Annotated in this window: 12 protein-coding genes; 3 read left to right on the top strand and 9 right to left on the bottom strand. The window is 66.4% G+C overall.

Features of this window, described 5'->3' with window-relative positions:
- Positions 1-121 precede the first annotated feature (121 nt).
- The 4 genes from DOM66_RS14150 to metE form a co-directional block, all read right to left on the bottom strand.
- Complete coding sequence (locus DOM66_RS14150) at positions 122-526, bottom strand: DoxX family protein (RefSeq protein ID WP_110674865.1); 405 nt, start codon at positions 524-526, stop codon at positions 122-124.
- Positions 527-593: 67 nt separating this feature from the next.
- Positions 594-1,202 (bottom strand): FMN-dependent NADH-azoreductase, encoded by a 609-nt coding sequence (locus DOM66_RS14145; protein ID WP_110674866.1) that lies wholly within the window; start codon positions 1,200-1,202, stop codon positions 594-596.
- Between the two features lie 157 nt (positions 1,203-1,359).
- Positions 1,360-2,163, bottom strand: coding sequence for a C-type lysozyme, inhibitor (locus tag DOM66_RS14140; RefSeq protein WP_157959052.1), 804 nt, complete (start codon positions 2,161-2,163; stop codon positions 1,360-1,362).
- 175 nt (positions 2,164-2,338) lie between these two features.
- Complete coding sequence (metE, locus tag DOM66_RS14135) at positions 2,339-4,627, bottom strand: 5-methyltetrahydropteroyltriglutamate--homocysteine S-methyltransferase (RefSeq protein ID WP_110690616.1); 2,289 nt, start codon at positions 4,625-4,627, stop codon at positions 2,339-2,341.
- 123 nt (positions 4,628-4,750) lie between these two features.
- Between metE and DOM66_RS14130 the strand changes: the two genes are divergently transcribed.
- Positions 4,751-5,665: a LysR family transcriptional regulator gene (locus DOM66_RS14130; protein WP_110674869.1), complete on the top strand. Its 915-nt coding sequence runs from the start codon at positions 4,751-4,753 to the stop codon at positions 5,663-5,665.
- Between the two features lie 16 nt (positions 5,666-5,681).
- On the opposite strand, the gene DOM66_RS14125 is transcribed toward DOM66_RS14130, so the two are convergent.
- The 5 genes from DOM66_RS14125 to DOM66_RS14105 form a co-directional block, all read right to left on the bottom strand.
- Positions 5,682-7,316 carry an ATP-binding protein gene (locus DOM66_RS14125; protein WP_110674870.1) on the bottom strand — a complete coding sequence of 545 codons (1,635 nt, stop codon included), beginning with the start codon at positions 7,314-7,316 and terminating at the stop codon, positions 5,682-5,684.
- A gap of 72 nt (positions 7,317-7,388) precedes the next feature.
- On the bottom strand, positions 7,389-8,108 hold the full coding sequence (locus DOM66_RS14120) for a response regulator transcription factor (protein ID WP_110674871.1): 720 nt from the start codon (positions 8,106-8,108) through the stop codon (positions 7,389-7,391).
- Positions 8,109-8,489: 381 nt separating this feature from the next.
- Entirely contained in the window at positions 8,490-9,029 is a 540-nt protein-coding gene (locus DOM66_RS14115) for a carboxypeptidase-like regulatory domain-containing protein (protein ID WP_110674872.1), read from the bottom strand.
- 226 nt (positions 9,030-9,255) lie between these two features.
- Positions 9,256-9,777: a retropepsin-like aspartic protease family protein gene (locus DOM66_RS14110; protein ID WP_110675290.1), complete on the bottom strand. Its 522-nt coding sequence runs from the start codon at positions 9,775-9,777 to the stop codon at positions 9,256-9,258.
- A 42-nt stretch (positions 9,778-9,819) separates the two neighbouring features.
- Positions 9,820-10,443: a YbhB/YbcL family Raf kinase inhibitor-like protein gene (locus DOM66_RS14105; protein WP_110690615.1), complete on the bottom strand. Its 624-nt coding sequence runs from the start codon at positions 10,441-10,443 to the stop codon at positions 9,820-9,822.
- Positions 10,444-10,625: 182 nt separating this feature from the next.
- Here DOM66_RS14105 and aguA point away from each other — a divergent pair, with 182 nt between their 5' ends.
- Both aguA and DOM66_RS14095 read left to right on the top strand, forming a co-directional pair.
- Positions 10,626-11,726 (top strand): agmatine deiminase, encoded by a 1,101-nt coding sequence (gene aguA, locus DOM66_RS14100; RefSeq protein WP_110674874.1) that lies wholly within the window; start codon positions 10,626-10,628, stop codon positions 11,724-11,726.
- A 127-nt stretch (positions 11,727-11,853) separates the two neighbouring features.
- Positions 11,854-12,081, top strand: a complete 228-nt coding sequence (locus DOM66_RS14095; protein ID WP_106419670.1) for a hypothetical protein — start codon at positions 11,854-11,856, stop codon at positions 12,079-12,081.
- Positions 12,082-12,089 lie beyond the last annotated feature (8 nt).

Raw genomic sequence — 12,089 nt, 5'->3', positions numbered from 1 at the left:
CGGCTAGCACGGGTGGTCGATCTGCGGGTGGCACCGCCCCCCTGCCATCACGAAAATCGCCCGCNNGCGGGCGATTTTCGTCGCTACGGCTGTAGAGCTTCGGCAGCAAGCGCCGGCAGGCTCAGTCGGGCTTGAGCGCCAAACGCCCGCTGCCCAGGAACATCACCGCCAGCGCGGCAAACAGATACATGCCTTGCAGTTCGAGCGCCCAGCCACCCTGGCTGGTGAGCGACCAGAACTGCGGCAGATGCACCAACAGCACCGCGACGACCATGTTGCCAGCCATCAGCAAGCCGCCAATACGGGCCCGCCAGCCCACGATCGCCATCAGCGGACCGACGATCTCGCCCAGCAGCACGCCATAGGCGATGAAAGTCGGCAAGCCGACGCCGGACAACGTCTGCGCCAGCCAGTCGAAAGCGGCCGGATGGAGCACCTTGTTGATGCCGTGGAACAGCATGAGCACACCGACACACAGGCGCAGGACCAGCTTGCCCATATCGTCGTTATGGAAAAACCTTGGCATGGGATCGTCTCCCGCCCTCGAGATCAAGTGCCGGCATCCGGCGTGGCCGCGTCAGCGCAGCGGGAAATCAGCAGTGGTTGGCCACGTACTCGGCAATCGCCTGCTGGGCTTCGGTCATGGCCGCCTGCTTCTGGGCGTCGCCCATGTTGAGCCCTTCGGCGTAGATGGCATGGACATCCTTGATCCCGATCAGCCCCAGCATGTGGCGCAGATGCGGCGTCTGCGAGTCGAGCTCGGTACCGGCGTACTGGCCACCGCGCGCCGCCAGGATCAGCCCGGACTTGCCCTCGAGCAGGCCGACCGGACCGTTTTCGGTGTACTTGAAGGTCTTGCCCGCACGCAGGATACGGTCGAACCACGCCTTGAGCTGGCTGGGGATGCCGAGATTGTAGAGCGGCACCGCGAGCACGATCAGATCGGCGGCCTCGACCTCGGCCAGCAGCGCTTCGGAGTGGCTCGCGAGTGCGACCTGCTCCGGAGTGCGCGCGCTGGGCTCGGTCATCCAGCTCCCCATCTCTGCACCGCTCAGGTGCGGCAGCTCGCTTGCGACCACGTCACGCTCGACCAGCGCGACGTCGCGCCCGGCGAGTTCGGACTTGAAAGCCGCGGCGAGAGCGCGGGACTGGCCATTCTCGCCGAACAGCGAACTGGTGATCAGCAGGATGCGTTGTGTCATGGACGAAGCTTCCCTTGCAGAGGGTGAAGGTTGGAGCGTAGAGGTGAAGCCCGCCGCCCAAGGCGGCGGGTGAACGCTGACTGCCATTATTCATTGTGGTTTTTGAAATAAAAACCGCGAATATTGGCACAAACCATTCGATAGATTCGTTTGAATATCAGCGTTTGGCCTCCACCCCCTGCCCGCAGCCGTGCCAATCGTGGCGCCCGTAGCGCAGGGTCACCTTCACCGGCCACGGCTGCCCGCTCATGTCGTCGAAACAGGCGCCGGCGCGCAGATCCATCTCCAGCGGCTGGCGCCCGCTGTCGCTGACCAGCACCATGCGCGCATCGCTTCCGTTCTTCACCGAGGCCACGCGGTAGCGGAAGGTGTCGATCGCCTGACCGTAGTCGGAGACCAGCGTCAGGGTGGTGGTCTGGCGGTCGAGCGAGACGTTCCAGCCCGGCTCGTTGCCGCTGGCGTAGAAGATGCTCTGTGGATGCGCCTGGCGCGTGGTGGTGGCGCGCTCGCTGGCCAGCGCGCAGACCAGCTGGCCATTGTCGCTCTCGACCCGGGCGTCGCGGCCGTGGCGCTCGAAGGCGACACCGCCGAGCACATAGCGGTCACCGTCGGCGGCCACTGCACGCTGCAGTTCCGTGCTGCCGAGCGCGGTCCACAGGCGCAGGCGCTTGGCGTCCGGCGTCGTGGTCACCAGATTCTGCGACGGCGTGCAGCGCCAGGCGCTGAAGCGCTCGCCGCCATCGGCGAAGAAGGCACTCGGCAGCAGCGGCGACTGCGGCGCGCCGGCCGCCTTCGGGCTATCGACACCGGTACCCCCGCCAGCGCCTGACCCGCCCGAGGTCGGCTGGGCACCACCGGCACAGCCGGCGACCAACGAGGCGAGCAGAAGCGTGGCGGCGAGCCTGGGCGCGCGGGGCGACGTCAGAGCACGACGAAGAGCGGCAAGAGGCACGGAAGACATGAGCGAGTTCCCGAATGTTGTTGGCTGACAGCAGCTTGCGGTTGGACGACAAAACTTGCGGTTGGACGACAAAAAAGCGCCGCGAGCGAACTCGTGGCGCGTGACGAAGACTACCATGTGCAGCGCGGCCGACGCAGGCTCGGGCGCCCGCCGCGCTGCGCCGCTCAGGCAAGACTCAGGCGAAGCGCTGGCGCAGCAGTCGCGCGGCCTCGACCAGGTTGGCGAGCGCCGGCTCGACCTCGGCCCAGCCGCGCGTCTTGAGCCCGCAGTCCGGATTGACCCACAACCGTTCGGCCGGAATCTTCTCCGCCGCCTTGTCCATCAGGTCGACCATCCACGTCACCGTGGGGATGTTGGGCGAGTGGATGTCGTAGACCCCCGGCCCGATCTCGTTGGGATAGTCGAAGTCGTGGAACGCATCCAGCAGCTCCATGTCCGAGCGCGAGGTCTCGATGGTGATGACATCGGCATCCATGGCCGCGATCGCGCCAATGATGTCGTTGAACTCCGAGTAGCACATGTGGGTATGGATCTGGGTCTCGTCGCGCACCACCGCAGCGCTCAGCTGGAAACACGCCACCGCCCAGTCGAGGTAGTGCTGCCACTCGGCCTGGCGCAGCGGCAACCCCTCCCGGAAGGCCGGCTCGTCGATCTGAATGATCGAGATACCCGCGCGTTCGAGATCGGCAACCTCGTCGCGCAGGGCCAGCGCGATCTGGCGGCAGCTCACCTCGCGTGGCTGGTCATCACGCACGAACGACCACTGCAGAATGGTCACCGGCCCGGTGAGCATGCCCTTCATCGGCTTGTCGGTCAGCGACTGGGCGTATTCGCTCCAGCGCACCGTCATCGCCTGCGGACGCTCGACGTCACCGAAGATCACCGGTGGCTTGACGCAGCGCGAGCCGTAGCTCTGCACCCAGCCGTTCTGGGTGAAGGCAAAGCCATCCAACTGCTCGCCGAAGTACTCCACCATGTCGTTACGCTCGGCCTCGCCGTGCACCGGCACATCGAGGCCGAGGGCTGCCTGCCGTGCGACCACCTGGGCGATCTCCTCGCGCATGCGTGCTTCGTACGCCTCGCGGCTCAGGCTGCCCTGCTTGAACTCGCGCCGGGTCTGGCGGATCGCCTGGGTCTGCGGAAAGGAGCCAATGGTCGTGGTCGGGAACAGTGGCAGCTGCAGATGGCGGCGCTGGGCCACAGCGCGCACGGCATAGGCGCTATCGCGCCGGGTGTCGGCGGCCTCGAGCCGCGCGAGCCGTTCGCCGACCCGGGGGTTATGGATGCGCCGGGAGGCCCGCCGGGCGGCGAGAGCGCTGTCGGCCTCTTCGAGACGCTGACGATCGGCGGCACCTTCGCTGCCATCCACCACCCGTGCCAGGGTGGCCACCTCGTCGAGCTTCTGGCGAGCGAAGGCGAGCCAGCGCTTGAGCGCCGGATCGAGCCGGGTCTCGTGCGCCAGGTCCACCGGCACGTGCAGCAGCGAACAGCTGGGCGCGATCCACAGGCGCTCGCCGAGACGCGCCTTGGCCGGCGCCAGCGCAGCAGCCAGCGCACGCAGATCGGCACGCCAGACGTTACGCCCGTCGATGGCGCCGAGTGACAGCACCTTGTCCTGCGGCAGGCGCTCGAGCACCGGGTCGAGCTGCTGCGGGGCCCGTGCCAGATCGATGTGCAGCCCAGCCACGGGCAACGCCAGCGCCAGTTCCAGGTTGTCGCCGAGCGCCCCGAAGTAGGTCGCCACCAGCAGCTTCACCGGGGCCGATTGCAGCTGGCGATAGGCGGCCTGGAAGGCACGCTGCCAGGCGCTGGGCAGATCCTGCACCAGCGCCGGCTCGTCGAGCTGGACCCACGCCACCCCAAGCGCCCCCAGGCGTGCCAGAATCTCGCCATAGGTGGCGACCAGCGCGTCGAGCAGCGCCAGCCGCTCGAGCCCTTCACTCTTCACCTTGGCCAGCCACAGCCAGGTCAGCGGCCCGGTCAGCACGACCTTGACCGGGTGCCCGGCGTCGTGGGCCTCCTGCACCTCGTCGAACAGCCGCTGGCTGGCGATGCGGAAACGCTGCCCGGTATGGAGTTCCGGCACCAGATAGTGGTAATTGGTGTCGAAGTACTTGGTCATCTCGCAGGCCGCCGCGGGTTCACCGCTGGGGGCGCGGCCCCGGGCCATGCGGAAGCCGGTGTCCAGGTCGACATCGCCTGCCACCTGGCCGAAGCGTGGCGGTACGGCACCGACCAGCACAGAGACATCGAGGACCTGATCGTAGAAGGAGAAGTCACCCACGGTGACCACATCGAGCCCGGCATCGCGCTGCTCCTGCCAATGCGTCAGACGCAGGCGCTTGCCCGCCTGCTCGAGCGCATCGCGGTCGAGTTCGCCTTGCCAATAGGCCTCGACGGCCTTCTTCAACTCGCGGTGGGCGCCGATACGCGGATAGCCGAGCGTGTGAACCAGGGTCGTCATAGGTAGGGTCTCTGTGCATTAGCGGGTAACATCGGGGCCGACGGCCAGACGAGCAGTCTCGCCACGCCCTTTCCCTGAATCAAACGCGTTTTCCTAATCCCTGACGTGAACAATATTCATAGCATGCTCGAACTTCGCCATCTTCGTACGCTGATCGCCCTGCGAGACACCGGCTCGCTGGTCGAGGCGGCGGAGCGTGTTCATCTCACCCAGTCGGCGCTGTCGCACCAGATCAAGGATCTGGAGTCGCGTCTGGGCATGCCGCTGTTCGCGCGCAAGACGCGCCCGGTCGCCTTCACCCGCGCCGGAGAGCGGCTGCTGGCCCTGGCCGAGCAGGTACTGCCGCAACTGCGCCTGGCGGAACGCGATCTCGCCCGCCTCGCCGGGCACGAGCAGGGGCGCCTGCACATGGCGATCGAGTGCCATAGCTGCTTCCAGTGGCTGATGCCCACGGTCGACCACTTCCGCGATCACTGGCCCGAGGTGGAGGTGGACATTCCCAGCGGCCAGAACTTCGACCTGCTGCCGGCGCTGGTGCGCGAAGCGCTCGATCTGGTGATCACCGACAATCCCGAGCCGCTGCCCGGCATCCACTACGCCCCGCTGTTCCGCTACGAAGGGCTGCTGGCGGTGGCCAAGCAGCACGCCCTGGCTGGGCAGAGCTGGGTAGAGCCGCCGGATCTGGTCGAGGAGACGCTGATCGTCTACCCCATCGACCACTCGCGGCTGGATATCTTCACCCAGTTCCTGGAGCCGGCGGAGATTCGCCCGCGCGAGATTCGCAGCGCCGAGCTGACGGTGATGATGATGCAGCTGGTGGCCAGCGGGCGTGGCGTCTGCGCCCTGCCCAACTGGGCTCTGACCGAGTATCTGGAGCGCGACTACGTCAAGGCGCTGCCGCTGGGCAAGGAGGGGGTGTGGAGCACGCTCTACGCGGCGATCCGCGACAACGACCGGGCGCTGCCGTGGATGGAGGATTTCATTCGCACCGCGCGGGATACCTCTTTTGCGGTACTGAGCGGCATCAAGCCGGCCTGAGCGCCAGCGACGGCGCTCAGTGGGCGCCGCCGTCGAAGTTGAGCGGGCTGATCGATTCGCGCGCGTGCAGCGGCAGCAGCAGGCTGAAGCGTGCTCCACCCAGGCGCTCGCTGCGATCCACCACCACGTTGCCGCCGTGCCACACCATGATCTTCTGCACGATCGACAGCCCCAGACCATAGCCGCCTGAGCGCCGCGTGCGGCTGTCGTCGAGCCGGGCGAAAGGCTTGAAGATGGCGATGCGATCCTTCTCCGGCACGCCGGGGCCGTCGTCCTCGACATCGATACGGATCGCCCGCGGCTCGCGGTGGATGGTGATGCAGACCTGGGTCTCGGCGTGGCGGCAGGCGTTGGCGACCAGGTTCTGCACCGCACGCTGCAGATAACGCGGCTCCGCCTCGACTTCCAGCTCTTCGCCGTCGGCCACCGTCAGCGTCAGATGCGGATGCAGCGGGCTGAGGATCTCCAGCACTCGCCACGCCAGCGCGCGGCACTCCAGGCTTTCGGTCTTGAGCGTGACGCCCTGGGCGTTCTCGCTGTCGAGCTTGGCGTACGTGAGGATCTCGTCGATCAGACGATCGAGCTCGGAGATATCTTCGTCGATGCCCTCCAGCTGCTTGCGCGCATGGCCCTCGCCGTAGAGATCCTCGAGCATCTGCACCGCGAAGCGGATACGCGCCACCGGCGTGCGCAGTTCGTGGGAGACCGCGCGGATCATCTCCTGCTGGCTGCGCAGCAGTGACTGCACCTGCGCCGCCATGCCGTTGAGCGCCATGCCCAGGCGGCCGAGGAAGTCGTTGCCGTCGACCCGCACACGGGCATTGAGATGGCCGGCGGCGATCCGCGTCGCCGCACGCTCGAGCCGGCCGACCCGCCCCTCGACGCTCCAGACGATCAGATAGATCGCCCCCGCCAGCGTGATCAGCACGATGATCAGCAGCGCCAGCGCCAGTGACAGCGGCATCGCCTCGAAGCTGGGCAGCGGGCCGATACGCAGCCAGCGATCGGGGCCGACCCGGGCGTGGATGTAGAGCGCACTCAGGCTGGAGTCGAGACGCACGACCACCTCGCCGGCATCGAGCCGGGTCGCCTGGATCGGGTCGACGTGGGACGGCGGCTCGGCGTAGAGGCCCACCGGCACCTGGAACTGCTGCTGCACCCGATGCAGGCGCTTGGCCTGGACCTTGTCCGACTCACCGCTGAGCCAGCTGCGCAGAACCTCGGTGATGCCGCGCAGCTGCATCTCGTTGAGCGAGTTGATGCGCGCCGCCAGCACCCAGTCGGACTGCGGTACCTTATAGAGCGAGCGCCAGCCGTCGTCGGCGGCCTCGATCACCGGGCGCTTCTCCTCCAGCCGGGCGCGCTCGAAATAGTCGAGCGAAAGATCCTCGAGCCGAAACAGCCCCAGGGGCATGCCCAGGGTCGAGGCCATCGAGGCGAGCCAGTCGTCGCGCCTGTCCAGCGGCTGCCGTGAGACCAGATCGGCGAGCAGCGCCAAGGGGCCGCTGACCAGGCTTTCGCGATAGTGCTCCTGACGCACCTTGTCGACCATCAGAAAGCCGAATAGTGCCAACCCGAAGGTGATCACCAGTGCGGCCAGCAGCGCCAGGTAGAAGCGCAGAAACGTGCTGTCGGTAAGCGAACGCCGCATCGCTGCTCTCGCGGGGAATAAGGGGGTGGGTCGGCAAACGAAGGCGACCGCGAGCGCGGTCGCCTTCGTGGCTCAGCTATCCCTGACGAACAGGTAGCCTTTGCTGCGCACCGTCTTGATGCGGTGGGGATGATTGGGATCGTCGCCGATCTTGGGACGAATACGCGATACGCGCACGTCGATCGAGCGATCCTGGCCGTCGTACTTGATCCCGCGCAGCTGCGAGAAGATCTCCTCGCGGGTGAGCACGCGCCCGGCGTTGTCGGCCAGCAGCCAGAGCAGATCGAATTCGGCACTGGTGAGGTCGATACGCTGCTCCTCGAGCCAGGCTTCGCGGGTGGCGCTGTCGATCACCAGGTTGTCGAAGGTCAGACGCGTGGCACCACTCGACGACACCAGACTGTCGGCGCGACGCATCAGCGCGCGCATGCGTGCCAGCAGCACCCGCGGCTGCACCGGCTTGGGCACGTAGTCGTCAGCGCCCATCTCCAGCCCCAGCACCTGGTCCATGTCGTCGGTGCGCGCGGTCAGCATCAGAATGGGACCGGCATAGTGTGGCCGCGCCCGGCGGCAGATGGAGAGTCCATCCTCACCGGGCAGCATCAGGTCGAGGATGACCATGTCCGGCTGCTCCTCGATGATCCGCTCCACGCCGTGAGCGCCATCATGCTCCAGTCCGACCTGGAAACCATTGGCTTCCAGATATTCGCGAGTCAGATGCGCCAGCCGCTCGTCGTCTTCGATGATCAGTACGCGATCTTGATGTGCAGTGCTGTCCAAGCTGTCTTCCATCCCTTTGAGTTGGCCTCGAAACCCGGCCCTGCATACCACCGATTCATTTATTGTGTGACGCGCTAAGGCATCGACCGATTGATAGTGAACGGTGAACCAAGGTGGCGCATAACGCAACGAAATCTTTAGAGACGCTATGCTACGCCAAGTTCAATCAACGCCGATGGTATCCGAGCGATCATGATACCTCATATGACACCTTTGTAACCCACTAACCCATCTGGATAATCTGGTGTTACTCACTATCCATCACACTTTCTCGAGATAGGCTTCAGAGCGGATGTGCGAGATAACTCGCCACCCTTTCACTCATTAGACTTAGGAAAAACCGATCCCACTGGGCGACCTGCGCCCCCGCTCGGCCGCTTCATTGCACCGCGATCAGCGGCTCAGCTCGACCTCACGGGTCTTGCCATCGCGCAGCGTCACCTGCTTGATGATGATCGGGCTGCGCGACTCTCCGCCGGGCAGCAGCACGCTGCCGGCCACGTAGAAGACCCCGGCGGGAATGCCGCGCACCACGAAGTAGCCATTGGCATCGGTCTTGGCATAGTGGGTGTAGTCGCGCGCCCGCGGGTCGGCGGGCTCGATCCGGCGCCCGGAGAGCGCGACATCGGCTGCCTCCGCAGCGTAGCGCGTCGCCGGCGCCACCGAGATCGTCTCGTTGGCGCCGACGATCGTCCGCCCACCCGGCATGGTGTAGCTCAGCCGCCCCTGCACCGCCGCCGTACCGTGCTTTTCGAGCTTGGCGTACTCCTCCGCCGGAAACGCGATCTGACGCTTGACCACATTCTCGTCCCGGGACTGGCTGCCGAAGATGTCAGGCATCTCGAAGCTGCTGGTGGAGAGGTTTTCACATCCCGCCAGCCCCAGCGTGATCAAAAAGGGCAGCAGCCAAGGCCGCCAGCGTGTCAGCGTCATCTTCGACTCCTTGAATGCAACCACGCGTTCATGGCCGACCGGGCCTGACACGCGACAATTCCCTGCAGTGCACTGCGGCGAGAGCTCATATTAGGTCACGCAGCGCTGTCGAGCTGTCCGACAGTGTCAGCGTGAGTCACCCGAGAGAACAATTGTAAACGACAATCACGCAGAGATTACGCAAGTGTTGTCGCTACCGGGCGACACTTCTTTAGATATATCCGTGTCAGGGCTTGCGTGGACTCAGCGTCAGGTGATCGGCGCGGATCTGAATATCGAAGCGGCCGAGAAAGCTCATGCCGAGCAGCACCATGTCATCGCCGATACCGGCATGTATCGACCCCGCCACCCGACGCGCAGAGAGACCACCCAGGCGCACGCTGTCGAGGGTGGTGAGGCGCCCTTCGACGCGTCCATTGGCGGTGGTGAAGGTGGCCGCAGGGCCGGGTTGCAGACCCAGGCGCTCGGCCAGCCCACGCGACAGTGAGACATAGGTGGCGCCGGTGTCGAGCAGGAAGGTGACCGGCTGGCCGTCGATCTCGCCCGGCGCGACGAAGTGGCCTGCGGCATTGCGCGCCAGGGTGACCGGCGCCCCGGGGGCGGCGTGGCGGGAGAGCTCGAGATTGGGATTGGCGCGACGGCTCTCGACGCCGCGAAACCACCACACCGCCAGCGCCAGCATCACTACCCAGCACAGCAGCATCATGCCGAGGCCGAGACGCCGGGTAGTGCGTTGCGTATCAGCCATCGGCTCGGCCACCGTGCGAATTCACCCCGTCGGCGGCGGCGCTCAGCGCAGCGCCGGGTCGAGGGTGTAAGTGCCGGTCACGCTGGCCTCGGCCAGCACGTGGCCGCGCATCGCCTCGCGCACCTGGCCACCGGTGAAATCGCCCTCCAGCTCGAGCGACGGCACGTCGAGGGCGAACACGCTATAGATGTAGCGGTGGACGATCTCATCGTTCCACGGCGGGCAGGGACCGTCGTAGCCGCCGTAGGTGCCGGCCAGGTCCGGGTCACCGGCGAGAAAGCCGGTATAGCCGTTGATGCCCTCGATGCCCTTGCGGCGCTTGCCCGGGGTCTTGCCCCGCGGCACCACGCCATCGGCGAACTCACCCTCCTCGAGCAGGGTGACATCGGCGGGAATATCGACCAGCACCCAGTGGTAGAAGTCGACCCGTGGAAGATCGGCGGGCACGCGCTTGCCCTCCTGATTGACGTCGTCAGCCACGCTGGGCACGTCCGGGTCCATCACCAGCACCACGAAACTCTGGGTGCCCTGCGGCGCGTCGAGCCAGCGCAGCTCTGGATTGCGGTTGTCACTGAAACGCATGTGCTGTCCGGGATCGGGCACCGCGAAGGCGAATTCGGCCGGGACCGGCTGGCCCTCGGCGATACCCTTGACGCTGAAACGCATGACTCTCTCCTGTCTCTCCGATGGGATCTTCCGTTGACCCGGGGTGCTGCGAGCGCATCCGCGACCCACTGCGCAAGCGCATCGCAGGGTGCTAAAGTCGCCGTCACGACGCACCCACGCTGTACTCTCGACGCACCCACTACCGTTCACCGATAACCTTAGGGTTCCCGCAGGCGTTTGTCATGACCGATCTCGCTCCCCCCTCCCAGACGCCCGCCCAGTTGGGCTTTCGCATGCCGGCGGAGTTCGCTCCCCATGACGCCTGCTGGATGCTGTGGCCACAGCGTCCGGACAACTGGCGCCTGGGTGCCAAGCCGGCGCAGCGCGCCTTCGTCGAGGTCGCCCGCGCCATCGCCGAGAGCGAGACCGTGATCGTCGGGGTCAACGACGAGCAGTACGAGAACGCCCGCCACCAGCTGCCGGAGCACGTCCGGGTGGTCGAGCTCTCGAGCAACGACGCCTGGATGCGCGACGTCGGCCCGACCTTCGTCACCCACCCCGACGGCCGCATCGCCCTGGTCGATTGGGACTTCAACGCCTGGGGCGGGCTCAAGGGCGGGCTCTACTTCCCCTGGGACAAGGATCGGCGCATTCGGCGCAAGATCGCCGAGATGCTGGGCATCCCCTGCTTTGCCGCGCCGATGGTGCTCGAGGGCGGCGCCATCCATGTGGATGGCGAGGGCACGCTGATCACCACCGAAGAGTGCCTGCTCAACCCCAATCGCAATCCGGAGCTCAGCCGCGAGGCCCAGACTCGACTGCTGGCCGACTACCTGGGCATCGACAAGGTGATCTGGCTGCCGGCGGGCTGCTATCAGGACGAGACCGATGGCCACGTCGACAACCTCTGCTGCTTCATCGCCCCCGGGGTGGTGGCGCTGACCTGGACCGACGACGAGCGCGACCCGCAGTACGCCATCTCGCGGCAGGCGCTGGAGATTCTGGAAAGCGCCACCGATGCCCGCGGCCGCCGCTTCGTGGTGCACAGACTGCCGCAGCCGGGCCCGCTCTATCTGGGCGAAGAGGAAGCCAGTGGCGTCGACCGCCTGTCGAGCTCGCGTCCGCGGCGCCCGGGGGATCGCATGGCGGCTTCCTACGTCAACTTCTATATCGGCACCCGCGTGGTGGTGATGCCGCTGCTCGATCCCAGCCACGACGACAGCGTGCGCGAGACGCTGGCAGAGCTCTTCCCGGGGCGCCGGGTGATCGGAGTACCGGCGCGGGAGATTCTGCTCGGCGGTGGCAACATCCACTGCATCACCCAGCAGCAGCCCAGACCCTGAGCGCCCCGTGGCCCTACCTCATCGGCATCGCACATCCCGGGGGCGGTGGCGCCTGTCATCACCCGGGCTATGCTGAAGTCATGGCCTTTGGCGCCAAGGAACCCGATGTCGATTCAGGAGATTGATCATGCTACGTACGATTCCCTTCATGATGGCCACCGCTCTGCTGCTCAGCGCTTGCGGCACCACTACCGGTGAACGCGCGGTCAGCGGTGCCGGTGTGGGTGCCGCAGTGGGCGCCGGCGCCGCCGCGGCCACCGGCGGCGATGTCTCCGACGGTGCCGTGATCGGCGGTGGCGTGGGTGCGGCCACCGGGGCAGCGACCGACTCGAACGACATCAACCTCGGCAACTGAGCGCATCG

This window comes from Salinicola endophyticus (assembly GCF_003206575.1).
Taxonomy (GTDB): Bacteria; Pseudomonadota; Gammaproteobacteria; order Pseudomonadales; family Halomonadaceae; genus Salinicola; species Salinicola endophyticus.
The sequence above is the reverse complement of the archived record's forward strand: the minus strand, read 5'-3'. Positions and strand labels throughout refer to the sequence as shown.